The following is a 24007-nucleotide window of genomic DNA, read 5'->3' as shown; positions in this document are numbered from 1 at the left end:
CCCACGCAGCCCGGCCCTCCACCAGCCCACGCAGCCCGGCCCTCCACCAGCCCACGCAGCCCGGCCCTCCACCAGCCCACGCAGCCCGGCCCTCCACCAGCCCACGCAGCCCGGCCCTCCACCAGCCCACGCAGCCCGGCCCTCCACCAGCCCACGCAGCCCGGCCCTCCACCAGCCCACGCAGCCCGGCCCTCCACCAGCCCACGCAGCCCGGCCCTCCACCAGCCCACGCAGCCCGGCCCTCCACCAGCCCACGCAGCCCGGCCCTCCGTGGCGGGGCCGCCACGGACGGGCCTCAAGTCACCGTGCGCCTCGGCGCGGCCGTGGCGGTCGGTGGGTGGAGCGAGCCCAGGTCAGTCCGGCGGCTCCAGGAACAGCTCGGAGAGGCGGGGCAGGCGCCGCTGCATCTCGTCCTCGTTGTCGAAGTCCCACAGCATCGCCGCATCCGGCCTGGTCGGCGCCGTCTCCTTGGCGGGCAGCCCGGCGCCCGTCGCCTGCTGGTGCGCCTCCTCCGCGATGGTCAGCACCTCCTCGGCCTCGAAGACGGCGCCGGTCGACGCGGCGGCGCGCACCGACGGCAGGTCGGCCAGCGAATCGGGCTCGCGGACCGCCCGGGCCAGCACCTCCCGCCCGTTGGCGATCAGCCAGCCTCGGAAGTTGTCGAAACCTTCGTCGGAGCAGCCGCCGTTGATCAGGTAGGCGGCCGCCCACAGGTCCTCCTTGCCGGAGGCGGCCATGACCTTGTCGAGGTGGCGGCCCCACGCCACGATCTCGTCGGGGTCGCGGGTGGCCAGGTCGGCGATGGCGCGCTTGGCCACCTCTCCAGGCGAACCCGGCCGGTCGGCGGTCGCCCGGTCGATGACCGCCCAGAAGTCGTCCGTTCTCATGGCCACAGCCTGCCAGCCGGGTACGACAGGAATGGGGAGGCAGGATGGGGGCATGCGCGCGGTTTCCGTACCCGAGATCGCGTACGGCGCTACGGCCGTACGCCCGGATTGGGGTGATCTGCCCGCGGGCCTGCGGGAAGCGATCAGCGTGCGGCTCGGCGGGCCCGTCACGGCCGCGGCCAGCGCGGGCGGCGGATTCACCCGGGCCTTCGCGGCCCTGCTCACGACGGTGGCCGGGGACCGGGCGTTCGTCAAGGCCGCGCCGCTGACCGAACCGCTCTCCGACTGGTACGCCCGCGAGGCGGCGATCACGGCCGCCCTGCCGCCGGAGGTTCCGGCCGCCCGGCCGCGGTGGACGCTGGCGGCCGAGGGGCATTTCGTGCTGTGCCTTGAGGCGATCGAGGGCCGCCTGCCCGCGCTGCCCTGGGCGCCCGCCGACCTGGCCGCGGCGCTGTCCGCGTGGGAGGCGTCGGCGGCCGCGCTGAGCAGTCCGTCCGCCGAGCTGCTCGGGCTCGGCCTGCCGCTACTCGGCGACATCGTGCGCGACGAATTGTCGTGGTGGTCCGAGATCGCGGCCGGGCGGGCGCCGCTGCCTCCCGCGCCGCCCTGGGTGCCCGGCCGGCTGGGCGAGCTGGCCGCGCTGGAGCGAGGGCTGCCGGCCCTGGTCACGGGCCCGGGCATGCTGCACGGCGACCTGCGCGTGGACAACCTGCTCCTCGACCGCGACGGCAGGGCGTGGCTCTGCGACTGGACCTGGCCGTGCCGGGGCGAGCCGTGGTTCGACACGGTGACGCTGCTGGTCACGGCGTATGCGAGCGGTCTCGACGTCGACGCCGTCCTGTCCGGTTGGCGCGCGCCGCCCGCGGGCGTCGACGGCGCCCTGGCCGCGCTCGGCGGATACTGGCTGACGCGGGCCGCGGGCGGGCCGAGCAGTGCTTCTCCACACAGCCGGCAGCATCAGCGCTTCAGCGGCGAACAGGCACTCAGCTGGCTGGCCGAGCGCCGCGGCTGGGCCTCCTAGCTGGGCTTTTCCGGCCCCGGAGGCCGCCGAGAGGCCCAGCGATTTGGGCGGCGTGAAGCGGGCCTGATACATTGGTTCGTCGCGTGTGGTGACGTTGCTTTTTGCTGCTGTCGCCACCGTCCGAGTACATCATCCGAACTAGTCAGGACAAGGCTGTCGCGTGGCGAACATCAAGTCCCAGATCAAGCGCAACCGGCAGAACGAAAAGGCCCGGCTGCGCAACAAGTCGGTCAAGTCGTCGCTGAAGACCGTGATCCGCAAGCTGAACGAGGCGCACGCGGCCGGCAACGGCGAGACGGCTACCGCGCTGCTGCGTGACGCCTCGCGCCAGCTCGACAAGGCCGTGAGCAAGGGCGTCATCCACAAGAACCAGGCGGCGAACCGCAAGTCGGCCATCGCCAAGCGGGTCGCCTCGCTGTCTGCCTGACCGCAGGCTGGTCATAGACCGCACCTCCGGGCACCGTAGGACCTCCGGGTCCAGCGGTGCCTGAGTTGTATCCGCGAACGGCAGAAACGCCACCGCCGATCCCCGCCCAGGCCGGCAAGCGCGGCAGCCCAGCAAGCGCGGCAGCCCAGCAAGCGCGGCAGTCCTAGCGCGCCAACAGCGCGCTGGCCCACCGGCCAGGCTGGGTAGACCGAGGCGGGCCCGCAGCCGACGCATCTGCAAGCTGCCGCGAATCCCGCGGCCAGCGCGCCAGACGACCGCGGCGGTCAGTCACTGTCGGTAGCGACACCCGGCCAGCAGTCGGAATTGCCGCAGCCGGTGCACCTGCCGACCACCACGAGTCCCGCAGTGACCGCCATAGGCAGCGACACGCGCCCGGCCAACAGCCGAAATGCCGCAACCCGCGCACCTGCCGAGCGCCGCGAATCCCGCGGCGAGCCGCTATTGGTAGCGGCGCGCGGCCGACTGGCGGGCCCGCTGCTGACGCTCGTCAAGCAGCTCCGCCCGCGGCCACCCGACCGGCGGCCCGTTCATGGCGCTCGCGTCGATCGCTCCGACCGGCGGCGCCGCCCACCGGTCGCCGATGGGACCTCCCGGCACCCTGGCCGGCCGAACGTCGGCAGACCGGAACGCCGCCGCACCGCCGGACCGGAAAGGCACGATCACCGAGCTAGGCAGCGGAACGGTCTCCTCGCCCGGGTCGGATGCGCGGGCGACCCGGCGGTTGACCGCCGCGGGCCGCGGGCTTCCGGACCGGATCACCATCCCCGCCACCACGTCGTTGAGCTTGACCATCACCGCGACCGTGGTCGGCAGGACCAGCACGCCCCACCAGCTGACCAGCTCGGCCAGCGCCAGCAGAATGCCCAGCGCCACCGCGCCCTCGAGAAACACGAAGCAGAGGAAGCCGCTGGGCGCCAGATATTGCAGCCCCAGCATGCGCGCGTAGAGCGGCTGCTGCCGGGCCTCGTCGCGGGACATCCCGGCGCGACGGGACCGGCTCATCGTGCACCGCCGGAACGGCGTGCGGCCGCGACGGCGAAGACCGCCTGCTCCAGCGCGTAGCCGCGGTCCTCGGCGCCGCCCTTGACGGCCGCGTTGCAGTCGGCCGCCGCGCGCATCGCGTCGACCAGGCCCTCCGGGGTCCAGCCGCGGCTGCGCTCCTGGGCCTTCTGGATCTTCCACGCGGGCATGCCCAGCGAGCTGGCCATCTGGTATGGGTTGCCGCGGCCGGCCGAGGCCACGCGCGCGACCGTGCGGACGCCGTCGGCGATGGCGTCCGCGATCGGCACCGGGTCGACGCCGACGTGCAGCGCCCAGCGCAGGGCCTCGAGCGCGCCCGGCACGTCGCCGACCATGGCCGCGTCGGCGACCGCGAAGCCGCTGACCTCGGCGCGGCCCTTGTAGTAGCGCGCCACCACGGCCGCGCTGATCTTGCCGTCGGTGTCGGCGAGCAGCTGGGAGCAGGCGGCCGCGATCTCGCGAAGGTCGCTGCCCACCGCCGCCAGCAGCGCGGCCGCCGCCTGCTCGTCGCAGCGCCCGCCGTGGCGGCGGAACTCGTCTCGCACGAACGCGATCCGCTCGCGGTCGCCCTTGAGTTTCGCCACGGGCACGACGGTCGCGCCGGCTGAGCGCAGCCCGTCGGCGAACGCCTTGCCCTTGGCCCCGCCCACGTGCGCCACGATCAGCGTGACGTCCGGGTCGGGATTCTTCGCATAGGCCAGCAACGCCGTGACGAGGTCCTTACGCGCGTCCTGCCCGCTGCGGATCACCAGCACCCGCCGGCCGCCGAACAGCGACGGGCTGAGCATCTCGGCGACCTCGCCGGCGCTGAGCGCACCCGCCTCGTACTCCCGGACGTCGGCGCCGGGCTCGTCGGCCCGCGCCGCGGTGACCGCCGCGGTGATCGCCCGGGCAGCGAGCAGTTCCTCGTCGCCTTGGACGAGCAACAACGAGGCGGGAGGTGCGGTGTTCACGTCCGAAATCTTCGCACGGGGGCCTGACGCTTCCGCACGGCTCACTCGTTTGCGCGGCTCTCCAACCACGGAACGCGAAAGCAGACATATCGGCGATCCGCCATGCGGATCCGGCCGTAATGATTCTCGATCAGGCTGAATGTCTGCCTTTCGCCGCGAACGTGATCCGGCGCACAGACGAACCGATCGCCCGGGGTCGAATCGCACTCTCGGCCTAATCCGGGCGTGTCGCGTGCCTCCCGAACGGCTCAGTGGTCCCGCGGGAGATCCGCTGCCGCGGTCGCCCAGGTCGTGTTCGCGGTGCCGCCCAGCGTGAAGGTCACCGTGCCGCCACGCTGCAGGAACGACTCCGGCAGCCACGAGCGCCGCAGCGCCGACCCGTTCAGCTCGACGCCCTGCACGTACGTGTCGGTGCTGTTCGCGTTCACCGTCAGGCGCACGCCGTTGCCGCGATCGATCACCACCCGGCTGAAGACCGGGCTGCCGAGCAGCAGCTCCGCACGGCCCGGCACCTGCGGGAAGAGGCCGATCGCCGCAAAGACGTACCAGGAGCTCATCGTGCCGAGATCGTCGTTGCCCGGCAGGCCGCCGGGCCCGATCCCGTACGCGGTGTCGACGATCTGCCGCACCGTCGCCTGCGTCTTCCACGGCTGCCCGAGCCCGTTGTACAGCCACGGCGCGTGGATGCCCGGCTCGTTGGTCGGGTCGTAGCGCAGCGCGTTCCCGCCGAGCACCGACCAGTTGCCGTTCTCGTCGTGGAAGAAGCCGTCGAGCCGCGCCGCCGCCGCGGGCCGCCCGCCCATCAGCGTGGCCAGCCCCGACACGTCCTGCGGCACCATCCAGGTGTACGTGGCGCTGGAGCCCTGCGCGAACCCCACGTCCGTCGACGGCGTGAATCCGGCCTGCCAGCTGCCGTCCGCCCGGCGCGCCGCCTGATAGCCGACCGCGGGATTGAACGTGTTCTTCCAGTAGTCCCCGCGCGGCAGCAGCTGCCGGTACAGGTCGTTGCGCCCGGCCCGCCGCGCCCACATCGCCAGCGAGAAGTCGGCCAGCGAGTTCTCCAGCGTCTCGGCGGCACCGCCCCAGCAGTGGCAGATGTCGTTCGCCGCGTACTTCAGCGCCAGGTAGGTGTTCAGCGTGGGGCGCTGGCCGAGGCACTGCCCGGGGCATCCGGCGTCGGAGAGCGCGTCCGGGTTCTGCACCGTGGCCTGCCTGACCAGCGACTCGAGCGCGGCATCGACGTCGAAGCCGGTCGCGCCCATCGCGTGGTAGGTGGCCAGCGTCGGCGCGGCCGGGTCGCCGGTCATGACGTGGGTCGGCGCGCCGAGGTGCAGCCAGCGGTCCCAGACGCCGTTGTTCTGCGCGGCGAAGTCCAGCATCGACTGTGCCATGTCGCCGGCGACGTCGGGCCGCAGCAGGGCCAGCAACTGGATCTGCGCCCGATACTGGTCCCAGCCCGAGAAGGTGCCGTAGACGGCCCGCTGGCCGGCCCGGATGCGGTGGATCTGCAGGTCGGCGCCGAGGTACTGGCCGTCGATGTCGTTCATGGTCTGCGGTTGCATGAGCGAGTGGTAGACCGCGGTGTAGAACGCGGTCGTCCGCGCCGCGGTGCCGCCGCCGACCCCGATGCGCCCGAGCTCGGCGTTCCAGGCGTCCCGGGTGGCCGCCGCGACCGAGTCGACGGTCGCGGTGTCCGGCACCTCGGCGTCCCGGTTGGCCGCGGCGCCGCCCGTGCTCACGTACGAGATGCCGATCCGCATCCGCACCTCGCCGCCGGCGGCCGTGTCGAAGCCGACCCAGCCGCCGGATCCCTTGCCGGCCCGGTCCGCGCCGGTGAGGTATCCCTCTCCCCCGGTCGCGGTGGTGCCGCCCGGCGTGACCGTCGCGTTCTGCCAGGTCCCGGTCCGGGCGAAGTCGCGGTCGAAGACCGCGCTGAAGTACAGGCGGTAGTAGGAGCGCCGGTTCGGGTTGGTCGCCCCGCCGCCGTTGCCCCGCCGCCCGCAGAACCCTCCGGTCAAAACCGACCCATTCACCGTACGGGCGGAGCCGTCGATGTCGATCCGGGCGTCCTCGCTGCCGTTGAGCGAGTTCGACGTGCGGAACAGCAGGTTCGCGGCGGAGCCGGCGGGGAACGAGAAGTTCCCGACGCCGGCCCGCGTGCTCACCGCGAGATCGGTACGCACGCCGTTGTCGAGCCCGACCGTGTACCGCCCGGGGGCGGCCGACTCGTTGGCGTGCGAGAACGTGGAGGAGTACCGCTGGTCGCGGGTGTCGGCGGTGGGCGAGGTCGTCACGTCACCCACGTACGGCATGATCGGCACATCGCCGGCCGCGCCGGGGCTGCACCCGGCCCCGTTGACGTGCGTCAGGCTGAAGCCGCGCAGCCTGGTCACGTTGTAGTCATAGCCGTTCGACGCGGGCGCGGTGGTCTGGTCGCCGGCGGTGTTCGTCGGGCTCCACGCGATCATGCCGAACGGCCGCGTCGCACCGGGCCAGGTGTTGCCGCCGCGCGTGGTACCGACGAACGGGTCCACATGGCTCGCCGGATCCTCGACCAGCGGCACCGGGACGGGCGCGGCAGCGACCGGTGCGGCAGGTGCCAGCGCCGCGATCAGGACCGCACCCACCGCCGCGGCGAGCAGGGCACGTGCACGTGACATCGACATGCGTCACCCTACGACGACGTAGATGATCACCGATACCTCAATGCCCCGCCGCCGGGTGAACGCCGCGCGAACCGCTGTCGGCGAGCCACTGCTCGAACGTCTGCGTGCCCCTCGCTCCGGGGCCGGTAGGCAGCAGACCTCCGCCCGCCATCGGCCCGGGCAGCCACAACGGAACGACCGGCCGGCGCCGGCTGCCGCCCGCCCGGATCAGCCGCCGGGCCATGTCGACCAGCGACTCAACCCGGGGCCCGGCCAGGTCGGGGGCGGCGCCCTGCGGCTCGCCGGCGACGATCGCCACCAGTGCCTCGGCGACCTCACGCACGGCGATGGGCTGGACGGTCAGCCGCGGCACCAGCGCGACCGGCCCCGGCATCCGGTCGAGCAATTGTCCCGCGAACTCGTGAAACTGCGTCGCCCGCAGCACGCTCCAGGGCACCGAGCCGTCCCGGACGACCTCCTCCTGACGCAGCTAGCCCTGGTAGTACCCGGTCTTCACCCGGTCGATCCCGACGATCGAGAGCGCGACGTGGTGCCGCACCCCGGCACGCGCGGCCGCACCGAGCAGGTTGCGCCCGGCGATGTCGAAGAAGCCCACGGCGACGTCCCGCTTCAGCGTCGTCACGTTGCTCACATCGATCGTGGCGTCCACCCCGTCGAGCGCGGCGTCCAGCCCCGCCCCCGACACCAGGTCGACACCCTTCGACCGGGCCAGCGCAACCGGCTCGTGCCCCGCTGCGGTCAGCATCTCGACGACGTACCGGCCGGTCACCCCGGTGCCGCCTGCCACTGCGACCTTCATCGTTGTCTCCTCATCACTCATCGATCGTCGACGAGTTGGACGAGCCGGCCCTCCGAAATGTGACGGCGCGACCGGCCGTCAGACGGTGGTACAGGTCACCGGAACGCCGGGCTCGTCGCCCGTTCCCCTGGACGGCAGGCGCGCCGTGCACCTGCGGTTCGGCGCATTCGCCTCGACCACGACCTCGTCGGAAGCGTCGGTCGTCGCCGTCAAACCCACCGTCGCGGGCCCGTCCACACCGACGAGCACCGCGGCGCGGGCCAATTCGTACCGGCCGTCGTCGGCGACCACGTCGATCGTCGCCTCAAGCACGCCGCCGGCCTTCATGCCGGGAAACGTGATCTTCGCCGTGATGGCCGAATCGGCCCCCACGGCACCGCGCTGAACGACCATCAACGGCTCGGCGGCCACCGCCGCCTCCCCGGGCCGCTGAACGACCAGCGCCGCCACGCCCGCCAGCAACACCGCCAGCAGGCTCAGCAGCCCGGCCGACAGCACGGCCAGGACACCGCGACGCCCGGCCCGGCGCACCGACGCCGCAGTCGGCACCTTCCCCACCAGCAGCGCGGCCAGTTGTCCACCAACCGCGACCAGGACCGCGACCAGCGCGATCACCACCGCCCCGACTGCCAGCACCTGCGCCGTCGCCGAGCGGTCCAACCGCCCGCCCGCCGCCAAGAACAACCCGGTCAGCAGAACACCCACAGACAAACCGTCACCACAACCGGCTTCATGCCGGCACCGATCCCCATCGACTGCTCGGGTACGCCGGACGAACCCTCCGCGTCCTGTTCCCCTGCTGGTGGCGTGGCCTGCACGTCTGTCACGGCGTCTCCGATCAACGGGCGAGCTCAAGCAGCTCATCAACCCGACAGCAGCCTAAAACGATTGATCAACAACCAAACGGATACCGACCACTCAGAAGCCAGCCGAGTCACCACAAGCGACAACAACCCCCTCAACCAGAACCCACAGAAGCCACGCGCGCCACCACGAGTGACCACAGCAAACCCCCAACCAGCGCTCTCATGAGTCGGGCGGGTCGCCGCGGGCGACGACGGCGAGACCCCGGCCGGTGCTGACCGCTGCCAGGTCACCCCCTTCATCGGTACGCAGCACGCGCGCACCGCCCCGCCCGAGCCTCGCGAGCAGCCCGGCATTCGGGTGGCCGTAGTCGTTGCCGGCCCCGACGCTGACGAGCGCCACGGCAGGATCGACGGCGTCGACGAACTCCGGCAGCTGGTATGCGCTCCCGTGGTGAGCCACCTTCAGGACGTCGGCGCGCACGGCCGCCGGCCCGAGGTGGCTGAGCAGTTCCTGCTGTTCCTCGGTCTCGGCGTCGCCCGGCAGCAACAGGGTCCGCCCGTCGACCCGGGCCCGCAGCACGAGCGAGTTGTTGTTCGGGTCGGAGCTGGTGCCCCGCAACGGCTCGTACGGCCCCAGCACCGCCACCTCCAGCCCGCCGACCGTGTACGTCCAGCCGGGGCCGACGGCCAGCATCGGCGTGCGCGCCTCGGCGGCCTGTGCCGCCACGAGTGCCCGGCCACCGGGCGGATCGGGCCAGTCGGGCGTGACGACGGCGCCGACGGACCGGTTCCGGAAGACCCCGGCGACCCCGCCGGCGTGGTCGACGTGGAAGTGGCTGACGACAAAGAGCAGACCTGCCGCACGCCGAGCCGCCGCAGGCAATGGTCGACATGCGCCGGCTCCGGCCCGGCATCGACCACAACCGCCCGCCCGGTACCCGCCGGCAGCACCACGGCGTCGCCTTGCCCGACGGCGCAGGTGACGATCAACCAGCGCGGCGGCGGCCACCCGGAGGCGAGCAGCCGTACGGGCAGCGTGCCGACCACGGCGCCGGCACAGAGAACCGCGACGAGGCTCCGGACGACCGGCCGCCGGGCGGCGACGAGCAGCGCGACCGTGACGACGCCCAGCAGCAGCCCGCCGAGCACCCCGCCGGGCCACGGCAGCGCTCCGGCGGGCACCCGGGCGCCGTAGGTGGCAACGATGACGAGCCACCGCGCCGGCCACTGCCCCACCCAGGCGGCGAACTCCGCGCCGGCCGGCCACACCGGCGACAACACGGCGGCGGAGACGCCGAGCAGCGTGGCGGGCGCGATCGCCGGCACGACGAGCAGGTTTGCGGGTACGGCCACCAAGCTCACCGACCCGGAGATCCCGGCCACGACAGGGCCACACGCCACCTGCGCCGCGGCCGGCACCGCGAGTGCTTCCGCGGCACCGGGCGGCCAGCCGCGGGCCCGCAGGGCATCTCGCCACTTCGGAGCGAGCAGCAACAGGCCGCCGGTGGCGAGCACGGAGAGCGCGAAGCCCACGTCACCGGCCAGCTCGGGGTCGACGACGATCAGGACGGCAACCCCGGCGGCGAGCGCGGGCAGCGCCGCACGGGGACGCCCGGCCGCGAGCCCGAGCAGTCCGATCGCCCCCATCGCGGCGGCCCGCACCACGCTCGGCGACGGCCGCGCCAGAATCACGAACCCGACCAGCGCGACGGCGCAGACCAGCGCGGTGACGACCGGCCCGGCCCTGGCCCACCGCACCGCGAACAGCACCACGCCGATGATGATTGCCACGTTGGCGCCGCTGACCGCGTTCAGGTGTGTCATCCCGGTCTGCCGGAAGTCCTCCTCCAGGGCGGCGTCGAGGCGGCTGGTGTCGCCGACGACCAGGCCCGGCAGCAGGCCACCGACGTCGTCGGGCAGCGGCGCGCACGCCCGCTGCAGCCCGGCACGCAGGGCGCCGGCGCCGCGCTGCGCCCATGCGGGGCGGCCGCGCAGCCGCGGCGGATCATGGGCGGACAGCACGGCGGCGCGCAGATCGCCGCCGCGCGGTGCCAGCAACCGGCCCGCCACCGAGGCCCGCTGGCCGGGCAGCAGCACCCGCCACGCGGGATCGGAGCCGAGCACCAACGCCCGCGCCGACAGCCGCAGCCGCGGCGCGTCGCCGGGATACACGGCCGTGAGATCAACCGCGACCAGGTAGGTGGCCGGCAGCCCGGGCGATCCCCGCAAGGCCCGCGGATCATCACGCACCACAAGATCCACTCGTACGGTGGCGCCGTCGGCGACAAGCGCGGCGAGCGGCCCGGACTCCCGCACGCTCACCCGCGCGGCCGTGGCAACGGCGCCGCACCCCGCGCCGAGCAGGGCGGCGGCCACCATCCACCGCATGGCACCCGCCGCCCGCCACGCGGAAGTCCTGGGCGGCCTGCCTGATGACCGCCCGGTCAACGCTGTCGCAGCCGCGGCGATCCACCGAAAGGCACCCACCACCCGCCACCCAGAAGCCCCAGACGGCCTGCCGGACGACCATCCGGTCAACGCTGTCGCGGCCGCGGCGATCAGCGCGACCCCGCCGACGATCAGGCCGGCTCGGGCCGACAGGTACAGGGCGGCGAGGGCGGCTAGCCATAGTGCCACCGCGAAGCCGGCCAGGCGCAGGTCCGGCGTGCGGCGATCGGCCCGGTCGGCGCCCGCGCGGCCGTTCACACCGTCACCAGGTCTTTGAGCTGCTCGAAGCGGGCGGTGCCGATGCCCTCGACCTTGCGGAGGTCCGTCACGGCCCGGAAGCCGCCCTGCGCGTCGCGGGCCTCCAGGATCCGCTGTGCCAGCACCGGCCCCACGCCCGGTAGGCCGTCCAGGTCCGCAAGGGTCGCGGTGTTCAGATTGATCGGGCCGCCGGCCGGGCTGCCCGGCCCCGCAGCGCCGGCCGGGCCGGCCGGAACGGCGCCCGGCGGCGGCGTGACGCCAACCATGATCAGTTCACCGTCGGCGATCTTGCGGGCCAGGTTCAGGGGCGCGACGTCCACGCCCGGGTCGGCGCCGCCCGCGGCCCGCAGGGCGTCCGCGACCCGCGCCCCGGCCGGGAGCTGCACCAGCCCCGGCTTGCGAACCTTGCCGCCGACCGCAACGACCACCTGAGCCGGGCCGGATGCGCTCGGCGCGGCACCGGCCGCGGCCGTTCCGTCGCCCGCGAACGGGGCACCGGCGGCGACGGGATCGATTCCGGGCGGAGCCACCGGGTCCACCCGGGGCCGCGCCCGCCAGGCCAGCAGCGCCGCGACAAGCACGACGACGACCGCGACGGCGGCCAGGGCCCGCACTCCCCTCCGGCCGGGATCAAAGGCACCCGCACCGCTGAGCACGGCCTCCCCGGCCCGAAAGCGTCCGGCACCCGGAGAGCCAGTCACAAAGGGCTCGGCCCCCGGAGAGCCAGCCGCATAGGACTCGCCGCCCGAAGAGCCAACCGCAAAGGGCCCGCCACCCGAAGAGCCAACCGCAAAGGGCCCGCCACCCGAAGAGCCAACCGCAAAGGGCCCGCCACCCGAAGAGCCAGCCACAAAGGGATGCTCGGCTCCCGAGGCCCCAGCTACATGGAACTCGCCGCCCGAGGCCCGAGGCACAAAGGGCTCGCCACTCAGGGACCCGACCACAACGGTCTCTGCGCCCGAGGACTGGACCACCACAGGTTCTGCACCCGGGATGCCGACCTCGAAGCGGCCGGCTCCGACCGGATCGGGCCAGGCGGATTCGAGCCGGGCGGATTCGGGCCCGAAGGGGTCCGGCGGACGGATCGGGCGTCGAGCGCCGGTCCCGGCCGCCCAGGCCGGCCGATATGCAAGATCCTCGGCCACCGGCTCGACGGGTCGTTGTGGCGGCGCTTCCTCGCCGGAGGCGGGCTCAAGAGTCACGTCGTCCGGCCAGCCTGGCAACAGATCGTCCCAGGTCAACGGAGGCCCACCCGGCACAGGCCAGCGGGAATCCTCCGCAGACCCTGTCGCCGACACCTGCCAGGCCGAGGAGTCCAGCGCCTGCGAATCAGGAAGCGTCGGCACATGCGGAGCCGGGGAGGCCTGCACATCCGAGGCCGACGAGACCGGCACTTGCGGATCTGAAGAGGCCGGGACAGATGAAGTCGAAGCCACCGGCACATACGAAGCGGGAGAGGCCGACACGCGCGGAATCGAAGAAGCCGGCACATCCGAAGCCGAAGAAACCCGCGCAGGCGAATGTACAGAGGCTGGCCCATGCAAAGCCGAAGAAGTCCGCACAGGCGAATCAGGAGAGGCCGACACACGCGAAGCCGAAGAAGCCGGCACATCCGAAGCCGAAGAAACCCGCGCAGACGAATGTACAGAGGCCGGCCCATGCAAAGCCGAAGAGATCCGCACAGGCGAATCAGGAGAGGCCGACACACGCGAAGCCGAAGAGACCGGCACATCCGAAGCCGAAGAAACCCGCGCAGGCGCATCAACAGAGGCCAGCCCATGCAAAGCCTGCACAGGCGAATCAGGAGAGGCCTGGACCTGCGAAGCCGAAGAAGCCCGCCCAGGCGAATCAGGAGAGACCGACACCTGCAGAGCCGAAGTAACTGGCACGTGCGAAGGAGGGGAAGCCGGCAGCCACGATGTCGCAGGAGCCGGCTCCTGCAACGAGCCCGGTGCCGTAGCCCAGGGCGACCCCGTGGGATACCCGGACGCCGGCCCACCCCCGGCACCCGAACCCACCCCGGCCGATGGCTCCTTCGGCGCCAGGACCGTCCGCAGCCTGGCGCTCACGTCGTCTGGTTTCCTCGCCTCAAGCACGGCCCGAAACCTAGGCCTCCCGGCCGCCACCCGCCCGCCCCGCTGTGGACAACCCAACGATGTGGAAAACCCCTACCCCACCCCCGCCCTGTGCTATGAGATTGCCCCGTGACAGTCACCGACCTGGCCGACGCCATCCGCCGCCTCCGAGCCGCCGGCTGCGTCTTCGCCGAGGACGAGGCCGCCGTGCTCGGCGAGGCCGCCGCCGACCCCCGCCACCTCGACGAGCTGATCAGCCGCCGGACCCGGGGCGAGCCCTTGGAACAGGTCGTCGGCTACGCGGACTTCTGCGGCGTCCGGGTCCGCCTGCGCCCCGGCGTCTTCGTCCCCCGCGTCCGCAGCGAACTCCTGGTCCGCACCGCCGCGGCCGAGACCGGCGGCGTCGTCGTCGACCTCTGCTGCGGTTCCGGCGCCCTCGGCCTGGCCCTACGCCATCAGCGCCCGGCCATCACCCTCTTCGCCGCCGACAACGACCCCGCCGCCGTGGCCTGCGCACGCGACAACCTGGGCGACCGCGCCAACCTGGTCGGCCGCGACAACCTGGGTGGCGACGTCTTCGAGGGCGATCTCTTCGACGCCCTGCCGGCCGACCTCCGCGGCCGGATCGACATCCTGCTGGCCAACGTCCCGTACGTCGCGACCCGGCACATCCCCCTGCTCCCGGCCGAGGCCCGGGAGCACGAGCCGCACGGGGCCCTCGACGGCGGCGACGACGGGCTCGACGTCTTCCGCGCCGTCGTCGCGGAGGCCACGCGGTGGCTGTCGCCCGGCGGCCTGATGCTCTCCGAGATCACCGAGGCTCAGACCGGCGCCGCCGTCGCCGCGGTGCGGGCGGCAGGGCTCCGGCCGGGCATCGCCGAAGACGACGAACTCGACGCCAGGGTCGTCACAGCCCGCCGAACATGAGCTACCGGGCGGGCGCGTGGCGCCAAGACACGCCGTAGCCGGGGGCGCGCAGAGGGCCGGACGTGAGTGGCCGACCACCCGTCATCCACGATCAGGCGGACCGACCGCAATCGCTGACCCGGCCCGCCGACGACTCCCGGTCCGGGCGACGGCGACGGTGTCGGCATGGCCGCATGGCGTTGCCCAGACGGGTCAGCGCGGCGTTTGTCTGAACATTAAGGCCTGCTCGTGCCGAGATGCCGCGGCTGGGCGCTGGGTGCGTGCCCCGGCCGACAGGGTCCGCGAGGCGGCCCGCCCGGCGCCGTCGCGCCCGAAAGGTCACGGCCACCAGACCTTAACGCCGGTGCACGACCACCCCGGCGACGCCGGGGCCGACGTGCGCCGCGACCACCGCCCCGATCTCCGTGATGTAGCAGTCCCGCAGCCGATCACCCAGCCGCACCGTGACCACATCGGCCAGCGCCGCCGCCCGGTCCGCCGCGCCGAGGTGATGTACCGCGATGTCGACCTCACCCTCCCCGGACGCCTCCACCGCCAGGTCGACGAGCCGCGCAAGCGCCCGCCCCGCGGTCCGGACCTTGTCCCGGACGACGATCACCCCGTCGACCATGTGCAGGATCGGCTTGACCGACAGGGCCGTGCCGAGCAGCGCCGAGGCCGCGCCGATCCGCCCGCCGCGCCGGAGGAACTCCAGCGTGTCCACGTAGAACAGGACGCTGATCTGGGCGGAGTGGTCGACCGCTGCCCGCCGTACCGTATCGAGGTCGGCGGCGCGGCCGGCCGCCGTCGCCGCGGCCAGGGCGACGAAGCCCAGGCCCATCCCGGTCGTCTCGCTGTCGACGACCTGGACCTGCGGTCCGATCTCGGCGGCCGCCAGGACCGCCGCGTCGTAGGTGCCGGAGATCTGGGACGACAGGTGCACGGAGACGATGCCGTCGGCGCCGGCGTCCAGGAGCCGGCGGTACGCGGCCGCGAACTGTTCGGGTGCGGGCCGGGACGTGCTGACGGCGACCCGCCGCTGGCCGAGGGCGTGTGCGACCTCGGCCGGTGAGATCTCCTCGCCCTCGAGGCCTTCAACCCCGTTGATGACGACGGTGAGCGGGACGACGGTGAGGTCGTACGTCCCGCTCAGCTCAGACGGCAGGTACGCGGTGGAATCGGTGACGACCGCGACGGGCATGCGGGCACCGTAGCCGATGGTGGGCTAGTTCGCGCGGATGGTGGCGACGATGAACGGCGTGCCCTGCTGGCAGGTCGTCATCATGCCCGGCTGGGCCTCGCCGGTCGCGGTGACCGTGGCGCCGACCTTGGCGACCGATTCGAGCGCGGTGTCCTTGATGACCAACAGGTGGTCCTCGAGGAGCAGGCAGCCGGGCTCGACACCGGCCGTGATCGTGCCGGTGAGGGTCTTTTTGCCGGCGGTGGGTGCGGTGCTGGCGGACTCTTCGGTGGGGACGGCGGAAGAGGTGGCGCCGGGTGCGGCGGCGGAGTCGTCGGAGGCGGCGCCGTTGGCGCAGCCGGCGAGTGCCACGACGACCAGCAGGGGGATGGCGAGGCGTCGAATAGTCATGGTGCCTTGGACGCTACCGGGTGGCCGGATCGTTCCTCGCATCGGCGATCAAACCGGCGGCGGCGACGGCCGGTCGGCGAACGGGCCGACGTTGTAGGTGGCGATCTGCCAGCCCCGCTGCGCGTCGTGGGTGAGCTCGACCCAGTGGCAGTTCTGCAGCGCGCGCAGCGTGCGCAGCTGCTCGCGGGGCCAGCCGAGCAGGTGCCCGACCCCGGAGCGCACGGCCGCGCCGTGCGTGGCCACGACGACGGTGCCGCCGGGCTCGACCAGGTCGGCGGCGGCCTGCAGCGCCTCGGCGACCCGCTTGCCCAGGTCGTCGAGGGTCTCGACCTCGCCGCCGATGTCGTCGGCGCCGGCCGTCCAGCGGGCGTACTCCTCCGGGCGGGTCTGGGTGATCTCGGTCATCGTGAGACCTTCCCAGAGACCGAAGTAGCGCTCGCGCAGCCGCCGGTCGTAGGTCACCGACAGGCCGGTGAGCGCGGCCAGCGCGGCGGCGGTGTCGGCGGCCCGGCTCAGGTCGCTGGCGACCAGCGCGTCGGGGCGCATCCGGGCCAGCAGCTCGGCGGCGTCGACGGCCTGCTGCCGGCCGAGGTCGTTGAGCGGCACGTCGGTCTGGCCCTGAACGCGGTGGCCCGCGTTCCAGTCCGTGTTGCCGTGCCGCCAGACGATGAGCCGAGTCGTCATGCCGCGCCGGAGGAGGCCTCGGCATCGGCCAGGTCGCGGTCGTGGAACTCGATGGTCGGGCAGTCCTTCCAGAGCTTGTCGAGGGCGTAGAACTCGCGCTCCTCGGCGTGCTGGATGTGGATCACGATGTCGATGTAGTCGAGCAGCACCCAGCGACCCTGCCGCTCGCCCTCACGGCGGGCCGGCTTCGCCTTCTCGGGCAGGCCGAGCAGGGCCTCCTCGATGGCATCGACGATCGCGACGACCTGGCGCTCATTGGCAGCCGAGGCGATGACGAACGCGTCGGTGATGTAGAGCTGGTCGGCGACATCGATCAGGACGATGTCCTGCGCCTTCTTGTCGGCCGCGGCCTGCGCGGCGGTCAGCGCGAGCTCGCGGGCACGTTCGGTGACGGGCACCGGTCTCCCCTCGTTCGGTTTTCAGAGTTACTAGCCTCTCACACGGGTATGACATCTCTACCCAGATGAATGGGCCTAAACCGGTCCTTCGGTGCGATATAGCCCACGCTTTGCGATGTACTGCACCACACCATCGGGTACCAGGTACCAGACCGGCAGGCCCTCGGCGACCCGGGCTCGGCAGGCGCTCGACGAGATCGCCATCGCGGGCACCTCGACCAGCGTCACGGAGTCGGCCGGCAGATGATCGTCGGACAGCTCGAAGCCGGGCCGGGTGACCCCGACGAAGTGCGCCAGCGAGAGCATCTCGAGCGCGTCCTTCCAGGAAAGGATCTTCGCGAGCGCGTCCGCGCCGGTGATGAAGAAGAGGTCGGCCGTGCTGCCGAAGATCGCGTGCAGGTCACGCAGGGTGTCGACGGTGTAGGTGGGGCCGTCCCGGTCGACGTCGGCCCGGCTGACCTGGAAGTGCGGATTCGACGCGGTCGCGATCACCGTCATCAGGTAGCGGTCCTCGGCCGGGCTGACCTTGCCCTTCTGCCAGGGCTGGCCGGTCGGCACGAAGACGACCTCGTCCAGGCCGAAACGGCTCTGCACCTCGCTCGCCGCCACCAGGTGACCGTGGTGGATCGGGTCGAAGGTGCCGCCCATGATGCCGATCCGGCGCCTTTTCCGCACCGGCGAATCCTAGGGCACGTCTGGAGGATCATGACGGCCTACGCCGGGTCCAGCTTCCGCCTCGCGGCGCGGGGCGGAAGGCCGGATACAACACCGGTATCCGACCTTCCACCCCACTTGCGAGGCGAAACCTGGACCTCGGCTCGGCGACGCCATGATCCTCCAGACGTGCCCTAGATCAGCCGTCGAGCCGCCGCCGGACCGCGCCGAGCAGGTCCGCGGCCGTGAACGGCTTCTCCAGCAGCGCGACGCCCGGGTCCAGCGTGCCCTGCGAGGCCAGCACCGGCTGGGCGTACCCGGACATGTAGAGGACGCGGGTGTCCGGGCGCACGTGTGCCAGGCGCTCGGCCAGCTCCTTGCCCAGCATCCCGGGCATCACCACGTCGCTGACCAGCAGGTCGATCGCCCCGTCGTGCAGAGCCGCCAGCTCGAGGGCCTCGGCGCCGCCCTCGGCCGACAGGACCTGGTAGCCCGCGCCGGACAGGATCCGACCGGCCACGTCGCGCAGCGCCGCCTCGTCCTCGACCACGAGCAGCGTCTCACCGTGCCCGGCGGTCAGCACCGGCTCGGGGGCGGGCGCGACCTCCTGCTCGCCGGCCCCGGCGGGCAGCAGCACGGTCACCGTGGTGCCCAGGACCGGCTCCGAGGTCAGGCTGACGGCACCGCCGGCCTGCGTGACGATCCCGTACGCGGTGGCCAGGCCCAGCCCGGTCCCCTCGCCGCTGGCCTTGGTGGTGAAGAACGGCTCGAACGCGCGCGCGACGACGTCCGGGGCCATGCCGCAGCCGGAGTCGGAGACGCGCATCCGGACGTAGTCGCCCGGCGCGAGGTCGGGATGCTCACCGGCCTCCAGGCGCGCGCCGGCGGTGTCGATCACCAGCTGGCCGCCCTCGGGCATCGCGTCCCGGGCGTTGGACGCCAGGCTGCTCAGCAGCTGCTCCAGCTGGCCGGGATCGCAGGTCACCGGCGGCAGCGACGCCGCCGTCCGGATGATGAGGGCGATCCGGTCGCCGATCAGGTCACGCAGCGTCTCCTCGGCGTCGGTGATGACGGCGTTGAGGTCGAGCACCTGCGGCCGGGCCACGTCCCGGCGGGCGAACTTGAGCAGCTGGTGGGTCAGGTCCGTGCCCCGCTCACCGGCCCGGATGACCTGCCGGGCGTCGGCGGCGATGGTCTTGAGGTCGGGCTCCGGCGACTCGGCCTCCTCGATCACGAAGTTCGCGTAGTTCACGATCACGCCGAGCATGTTGTTGAAGTCGTGCGCGATGCCGCCGGCCAGCTGGCCGAGCGCCTCGAGCCGCTGGTTGCGGTGCTCCTGCACCTCGCTGCGCTGGTGCTCCGCCTCGGCCTGCAGCCGGTGCCGCTCGGTCATGTCGCGAACCACGGCGACCGTGAGCCGGCCCTGCGGCCCCTCCACCCGCGAGAGCGAGGCCTCGGTGGGGAAGCCGGTGCCGTCGCGCCGTCGCGCCCGCAGGGGGACCGTGCCCATGAACCTGGTGCCGGTGCCGCGCGCGTCGGCGGCGCGCCGCAGCCCGGTCAGCGGCGGCACCTGGTCGAGGTCGACGAGCAGCATGGCCGCGTGCTGACCGAGCAGCTCTCCCCGGCGCCAGCCGAAGACCTCCTCCGCGCGGTCGTTGACGAGGACGATGACGCCTTCGTCCATCACCAGGATCGCGTCCGGCGCAGCCTGCAGCAGGCCGCTGGACAGCTCCTCGGACCATTCCACCGACCTCACCCCCGTACGCCGAGGCTAACCTCTCGATCGGGGGATACAGGGCAAATCATCTATCCTCGGGCACGCAGCGCACGGCGCACGTCATCGTCGCCATCGGTCACCACGCGACGCAGGATGGCCGACAGGTCCGGCGAGGCCAGCAGGTCCGCGGCGTGCCGCCGGGTCTCCGCGGTCACGACCAGCGACGGATAGGCCAGCGCGGCGACCCGCTCCCCGCTCATTCCGGTACGCCGGCTCAGCATCCCGGGCATCTCGGCGAAGTATCTCTGCACGTACGGGGTGACGAGGTCGAGCTGCTCGGGCTGCCAGAACCCGTGCGCGGTGGCCTCCAGGATCCGGTTCGAGGAGCCCGTGTCGTTGATGATCAGATCCCAGGCTCGGGCCTTGGCGTCGGCGTCGGGTACCGCCGCCCGGCACCGGGCCGCCTGCTGCTCGCCGGCCGCGCTGCGGTCCGCCGCCAGGGTCGCCTCGATGTCGTCCGGGCCCGCCGCGCCCAGCACCACCAGCCGGTAGAGGATCAGCCAGCGCAGGTCGTCGTCGACGCTGACGCCCTCGGGCACGCCCTCGCCGTCGAGCCAGCCGCGCAGCCGCGCGGTGTCGATGCTCGCCCCGATCAGGCCGCGCATGCCGGCCAGCCGGCGCGAGCTGCCGGGCTCCGCGGCGGTCAGCAGCCGCTCGCTCGCCTGCGCGAGCAGCTCCAGCGCGGCGGGCCGGGTCTCCGGCGTCGGGTAGCGGTCGACCAGCGCGGAGGTCATCCGCAGCACGTCCTCGACCAGGACCACCTCGCGCTCGACCGGCAGCGCCGCCAGGACCAGGGTGACCAGCTCAGCGACCGGCCGCTCGCCGTCCTCGACCGCGTCCAGCGTCGCGCTCCAGAGCAGCGCGCGGGTCAGCGAGTCGTCGAGCATCGGCAGGATCAGCGGCATGGCGTCGACGGACGCGTCGTCGAGCCGGACCTTGGCGTAGGTCAGGTCGCCGTCGTTGACCAGCAGCAGGTCGGCCGCAGGCTCGCCGGTCAGGTCCGGCAGCGGGGTGCGGCCGCCGTCGACGGCCGGGTCGAGGTCGACCTCGAGCAGCCGGCGGCGGGTCACCGTGCCGTCCGGGGCCTGGTCGTAGAGGCCGACGCCGATCCGGTGCGTACGCAGGGTCGGGTACTGCTCGGGGGCGGTCTGCACGACCGTGACCTCGGCGTACCGGTCCTCGGCGTCGCGGCGCACCTCGGCGCGCAGCGTGTTGATCTGTGCCCGGCGCAGCCACACGTCCGCCCAGGCGGTCAGGTCCCGGCCGCTCGCCTTCTGCACGGCGGCGAGCAGGTCGGCGAGGGTGGCGTTGCCGTACGCGTGCGCCGCGAAGTGCTCGTTGAGCCCGGCCAGGAACGCCTCGTCGCCGACCCAGGCGACCAGCTGGCGCAGCACCGCCGCGCCCTTGGCGTACGAGATGCCGTCGAAGTTGAGCAGGGCGAGCGCGGTGTCGCCGACCTCGGTCGGCGCCACCGGGTGGGTGGACGGGCGCTGGTCGGCGCGCATGCCCCAGGCCTTGCGGTGCATCGCGAAGGTGGTCCACGTCTCGGTGAAGCGGGTGGCCTCGGCGGTGATCCGGGCGCCGAGGTACTCGGCGAACGACTCGTTCAGCCAGAGGTCGTCCCACCAGGCCATGGTGACCAGGTCGCCGAACCACTGGTGCGCCATCTCGTGCGCGATGACCATGGCGCGCTGTTCGCGCTCGCCGTCGGTGACCGCCGAGCGGTGGATGAACTCGTCGCGGAAGACGACCAGGCCGGGGTTCTCCATCGCGCCGAAGTTGAACTCGGGCACGAACGCCTGCTGGTAGTGGCCGAACGGATAGCGGACGTCGAAGAGCTCGTGGAAGCGGTCCAGGCACTGCCGGGTGATCGTGAAGATCTCCTCGGCCTGCTCGTCGAGGTACCCGGCCAGCGCCTGCCGGCAGTAGAGCGCGAGCGGGATGCCGTCGTGCTCCGCGGTGCGCACGTGGTAGGGCCCGGCGATCAGCGAGACGAAGTAGGTCGACAGCGGCTTGGTGGTCGCGAGCTGCCAGCGGCCGTCCTCGACCGGGCCGGCGGGCTCGCCGTTGGCCGCCACCAGCCAGCCGTCCGGCGCCGTCACCCGCAGCGTGAAGGGCGCCTTGAGGTCCGGCTGGTCGAAGCACGGGAAGATCCGGCGGGCGCCGTCCAGGAACATGTGCGCGTACAGGTAGACGCGGCCGTCGGCGGGGTCGGTGAAGCGGTGCAGGCCCTCGCCGGTGTTGGAGTAGGTCATCCGGGCGTCGACGACCAGCTCGTTGGTCTCCGCGAGCCCGGCCAGCGCCAGCCGCTCGTCGGCGAGCGCGGCCGGGTCCAGCGGCGCGCCGTTGAGGGTCGCCGAGATCAACTCGGCGGGCTCGAGCTCGGCGAACGTCGTCGCGCCGGCCCGCGCCGCGAAGCGCAGGACCGTCCGGGAACGGAAGGTGTCGCCGGCACCGGTCAGATCAAGATCGATCTCGTACCCGGTGACGGTGATGGTGGCGGCCCGGGCGATCGCCTCGGCGCGGGTCAGGCTCGGCATCCGCCCATCATGCCGTCCCGCAAGTCGGTACGGCAGTCCGACGCGTCATAGGACTGTGACCGCCGCGAGTGTTTTCTCGAAGCACACGCTGAACGGGTTCCCGGCGTACTCGCCGTACGCCGGGATCGGCGCGTAGCCGGCCGAGGTGTACAGGCCGATCGCCGCCGGCAGGTAGGTGCCCGTCTCGAGCCGCGCCACCGGCCGGTCCGCAGCCAGCGCCTCCTCCTCGAGCGCGACGATGAGCTGCCGCGCGATGCCACGCCCACGGAGCGCCGGGCGCACGTACATCCGCTTGAGCTCCGCGACGCCGGGCTCGAGCGCCTGCCAGGCCCCGCACGCCACCGCCCGCCCTTCGACGACCACGACCAGGTACGCCGCGTCGCCGTGCATCGGGTAGACGACGCCGTCCAGCCCGCCGTCCGCCGCGCTCAGCTCCTGCTGCTGGGCGATCAGCAGGGCGGTCAGTTCGGCGTCGGACGAGGGGCGTGATTCGATCAGCACGCCCGAAACCCTAGGTGCCGTCCGTTTCCGCCGGGTTGCGGGGGTCTGGCCGTAGCCCGGCGGAGAGACCTACTCGTCGTCCGCGTCCTCGTCCTCGACCAGGACCGGCTGGGACGCCATCGAGATCGTGCTGACCGTGCCGTCCTCGGCCATGTGCAGCAGCTCGTCGTCGTTGCGGATCCGGCGGGCCCGGCGGGCCGCCAGCCGGGACGCCGCGCTGGCCCGGGTGTTGGTCTCCTCGAGCCGGATGTCGGTGCCGCGGGGGCCGGAGACGTAGTCGCCCGTGTTGGGCTGCCAGTCGAACTCGCGCTCGCCGATGCGCACCGGGTCGCCCGCCTCGGCGCCCTTCTTGGCCAGCGCGGCCTCGACACCGAGCCGGTCCAGCCGGTCGCCGAGGTAGCCGACCGCCTCGTCGTTGTCGAAGTTCGTCTGCCGGACCCAGCGCTCGACCTGCTGGCCGCGCACGACGAAGACGCCGTCGGAGTCGCGCTCGACGGTGAAGCCCTTCTCGTCGACGGCGCGGGGGCGCACCACGGCCCGGGTCGCCTCGGGCTCGGGGGTGGCGAGCCGGTTCGCGGCGACGGCCTCGCCCAGCGCGTACATGAGCGCCTTGAGCCCTTCGCGGGTCACCGCGCTGACCTCGAAGACCGGCAGGCCGCGCGCCTCCAGCTCGGGCCGGATGATCTCGGCCAGGTCCCGGCCGTCCGGGATGTCGATCTTGTTGAGCACCACCAGCCGCGGCCGCTCCTCGAGCCCGCCGTACGCCGCCAGCTCGGCCTCGATGGCGTCCAGGTCGGCCAGCGGGTCCCGCTCGATCTCGGGCGCGGCCGCGTCCAGGACATGCACCAGCACCGACGTGCGCTCGATGTGCCGCAGGAACTCCAGGCCGAGGCCCTTGCCGGTGGCGGCGCCCGGGATGAGGCCGGGGACGTCCGCGACGGTGAAGGTGTGGTCGCCGGCCTGCACGACGCCCAGGTTCGGCACCAGCGTGGTGAACGGGTAGTCGGCGATCTTCGGCTTGGCGGCCGACATGACCGAGATCAGCGACGACTTGCCGGCCGACGGGAAGCCGACCAGGCCGACGTCGGCGACGCTCTTGAGCTCGAGCACCACGTCCAGCTGGTCGCCGGGCTCGCCCAGCTCGGCGAAGCCGGGCACCTTGCGCCGGGTGTTGGCCAGCGAGGCGTTGCCGCGCCCGCCACGCCCGCCGCGGGCCACCTCGTACGTGGTACCGGCGCCGATCAGGTCGGCCAGGACCTCGCCGTCGGGCGTCTGCACGACAGTGCCGTCCGGCACCGACAGGACCAGGTCGCCGCCGTTCGCGCCATCCCGGTTCGCGCCGGCGCCGCCGGTGCCGTTCTGCGCCTTCACGTGCGGGCGGAAGTGGAAGTCCAGCAGCGTGTGCTGCTGCGGGTCGACCACGAGCGTGATGCCGCCGCCGTGCCCGCCGTTGCCGCCGTCAGGGCCGCCGAGCGGCTTGAACTTCTCCCTGCGTACGGAGACACAGCCGTGGCCGCCGTCACCTGCCTGCAGGTGCAGCACGACTCGATCGACGAACGTTGCCACCTTGTGCTC

The 24007-nt window shown here is 72.8% G+C and carries 21 protein-coding genes and 1 pseudogene; 3 read left to right on the top strand and 19 right to left on the bottom strand.

From position 1 onward, the window contains the following. Positions 1–353: 353 nt before the first annotated feature. Positions 354–887 carry a DUF4240 domain-containing protein gene (locus ACIBSW_RS40215; RefSeq protein WP_354725369.1) on the bottom strand — a complete coding sequence of 178 codons (534 nt, stop codon included), beginning with the start codon at positions 885–887 and terminating at the stop codon, positions 354–356. A gap of 52 nt (positions 888–939) precedes the next feature. On the opposite strand from ACIBSW_RS40215, the gene ACIBSW_RS40210 reads away from it, so the two are divergent. Both ACIBSW_RS40210 and rpsT read left to right on the top strand, forming a co-directional pair. Beyond that, the gene (locus ACIBSW_RS40210) at positions 940–1908 is read left to right on the top strand and encodes a phosphotransferase (RefSeq protein WP_354725371.1); all 969 of its coding nucleotides are present in this window, start codon (positions 940–942) and stop codon (positions 1906–1908) included. Positions 1909–2068: 160 nt separating this feature from the next. Continuing rightward, the gene (rpsT, locus tag ACIBSW_RS40205; protein WP_354725373.1) at positions 2069–2335 is read left to right on the top strand and encodes a 30S ribosomal protein S20; all 267 of its coding nucleotides are present in this window, start codon (positions 2069–2071) and stop codon (positions 2333–2335) included. A 459-nt stretch (positions 2336–2794) separates the two neighbouring features. Here the strand turns inward: rpsT and ACIBSW_RS40200 are convergent, their stop codons facing one another. The 9 genes and pseudogenes from ACIBSW_RS40200 to ACIBSW_RS40160 form a co-directional block, all read right to left on the bottom strand. Continuing rightward, the gene (locus ACIBSW_RS40200) at positions 2795–3358 is read right to left on the bottom strand and encodes a hypothetical protein (RefSeq protein WP_354725375.1); all 564 of its coding nucleotides are present in this window, start codon (positions 3356–3358) and stop codon (positions 2795–2797) included. After that, the gene (gene holA / locus ACIBSW_RS40195; RefSeq protein ID WP_354725441.1) at positions 3355–4338 is read right to left on the bottom strand and encodes a DNA polymerase III subunit delta; all 984 of its coding nucleotides are present in this window, start codon (positions 4336–4338) and stop codon (positions 3355–3357) included. Before holA ends, ACIBSW_RS40200 begins: the two co-directional genes overlap by 4 nt. A gap of 239 nt (positions 4339–4577) precedes the next feature. After that, positions 4578–6989 (bottom strand): GH92 family glycosyl hydrolase, encoded by a 2412-nt coding sequence (locus ACIBSW_RS40190; RefSeq protein ID WP_354725377.1) that lies wholly within the window; start codon positions 6987–6989, stop codon positions 4578–4580. A gap of 43 nt (positions 6990–7032) precedes the next feature. Then, the gene (locus tag ACIBSW_RS40185) at positions 7033–7431 is read right to left on the bottom strand and encodes a hypothetical protein (RefSeq protein WP_354725379.1); all 399 of its coding nucleotides are present in this window, start codon (positions 7429–7431) and stop codon (positions 7033–7035) included. A gap of 33 nt (positions 7432–7464) precedes the next feature. Then, the gene (locus ACIBSW_RS40180; protein ID WP_354725380.1) at positions 7465–7794 is read right to left on the bottom strand and encodes a hypothetical protein; all 330 of its coding nucleotides are present in this window, start codon (positions 7792–7794) and stop codon (positions 7465–7467) included. A 78-nt stretch (positions 7795–7872) separates the two neighbouring features. Beyond that, positions 7873–8454 (bottom strand): hypothetical protein, encoded by a 582-nt coding sequence (locus ACIBSW_RS40175; RefSeq protein WP_354725382.1) that lies wholly within the window; start codon positions 8452–8454, stop codon positions 7873–7875. A gap of 29 nt (positions 8455–8483) precedes the next feature. Further along, positions 8484–8621 carry a hypothetical protein gene (locus ACIBSW_RS40170; RefSeq protein WP_354725384.1) on the bottom strand — a complete coding sequence of 46 codons (138 nt, stop codon included), beginning with the start codon at positions 8619–8621 and terminating at the stop codon, positions 8484–8486. 199 nt (positions 8622–8820) lie between these two features. Beyond that, positions 8821–11306, bottom strand: a pseudogene (locus ACIBSW_RS40165) (ComEC/Rec2 family competence protein). Then, a complete protein-coding gene (locus ACIBSW_RS40160) occupies positions 11303–12220 on the bottom strand; it encodes a helix-hairpin-helix domain-containing protein (RefSeq protein WP_404799611.1) in 918 nt (305 codons plus the stop codon). The pseudogene ACIBSW_RS40165 and the gene ACIBSW_RS40160 overlap by 4 nt, the downstream one beginning before the upstream one ends. Before the next feature lie 1290 nt (positions 12221–13510). Here ACIBSW_RS40160 and ACIBSW_RS40155 point away from each other — a divergent pair. Then, positions 13511–14308, top strand: coding sequence for a putative protein N(5)-glutamine methyltransferase (locus tag ACIBSW_RS40155; protein ID WP_354725387.1), 798 nt, complete (start codon positions 13511–13513; stop codon positions 14306–14308). Positions 14309–14642: 334 nt separating this feature from the next. Here ACIBSW_RS40155 and ACIBSW_RS40150 read toward each other — a convergent pair whose 3' ends face one another. The 9 genes from ACIBSW_RS40150 to obgE form a co-directional block, all read right to left on the bottom strand. Continuing rightward, entirely contained in the window at positions 14643–15488 is an 846-nt protein-coding gene (locus ACIBSW_RS40150) for a DegV family protein (protein ID WP_354725389.1), read from the bottom strand. A 24-nt stretch (positions 15489–15512) separates the two neighbouring features. Beyond that, positions 15513–15878, bottom strand: a complete 366-nt coding sequence (locus ACIBSW_RS40145; RefSeq protein ID WP_354725391.1) for a hypothetical protein — start codon at positions 15876–15878, stop codon at positions 15513–15515. A gap of 48 nt (positions 15879–15926) precedes the next feature. Next, on the bottom strand, positions 15927–16562 hold the full coding sequence (locus tag ACIBSW_RS40140) for a histidine phosphatase family protein (RefSeq protein WP_354725393.1): 636 nt from the start codon (positions 16560–16562) through the stop codon (positions 15927–15929). Continuing rightward, positions 16559–16960, bottom strand: coding sequence for a ribosome silencing factor (rsfS, locus tag ACIBSW_RS40135; protein WP_354725395.1), 402 nt, complete (start codon positions 16958–16960; stop codon positions 16559–16561). Before rsfS ends, ACIBSW_RS40140 begins: the two co-directional genes overlap by 4 nt. Positions 16961–17035: 75 nt before the next feature. Further along, on the bottom strand, positions 17036–17635 hold the full coding sequence (gene nadD, locus ACIBSW_RS40130) for a nicotinate-nucleotide adenylyltransferase (RefSeq protein WP_354725397.1): 600 nt from the start codon (positions 17633–17635) through the stop codon (positions 17036–17038). Positions 17636–17813: 178 nt separating this feature from the next. Then, on the bottom strand, positions 17814–19361 hold the full coding sequence (locus ACIBSW_RS40125; RefSeq protein WP_354725399.1) for an ATP-binding protein: 1548 nt from the start codon (positions 19359–19361) through the stop codon (positions 17814–17816). A gap of 59 nt (positions 19362–19420) precedes the next feature. Further along, positions 19421–21931 (bottom strand): aminopeptidase N, encoded by a 2511-nt coding sequence (gene pepN, locus ACIBSW_RS40120; RefSeq protein ID WP_354725401.1) that lies wholly within the window; start codon positions 21929–21931, stop codon positions 19421–19423. Between the two features lie 45 nt (positions 21932–21976). After that, positions 21977–22432: a GNAT family N-acetyltransferase gene (locus ACIBSW_RS40115; protein ID WP_354725403.1), complete on the bottom strand. Its 456-nt coding sequence runs from the start codon at positions 22430–22432 to the stop codon at positions 21977–21979. A gap of 69 nt (positions 22433–22501) precedes the next feature. Then, the gene (obgE, locus tag ACIBSW_RS40110) at positions 22502–23998 is read right to left on the bottom strand and encodes a GTPase ObgE (protein ID WP_354725405.1); all 1497 of its coding nucleotides are present in this window, start codon (positions 23996–23998) and stop codon (positions 22502–22504) included. Positions 23999–24007 lie beyond the last annotated feature (9 nt).

The organism is Actinoplanes sp. NPDC049668 (genome assembly GCF_044465445.1).
GTDB lineage: Bacteria > Actinomycetota > Actinomycetes > Mycobacteriales > Micromonosporaceae > Actinoplanes.
The sequence above is the reverse complement of the archived record's forward strand: the minus strand, read 5'-3'. Positions and strand labels throughout refer to the sequence as shown.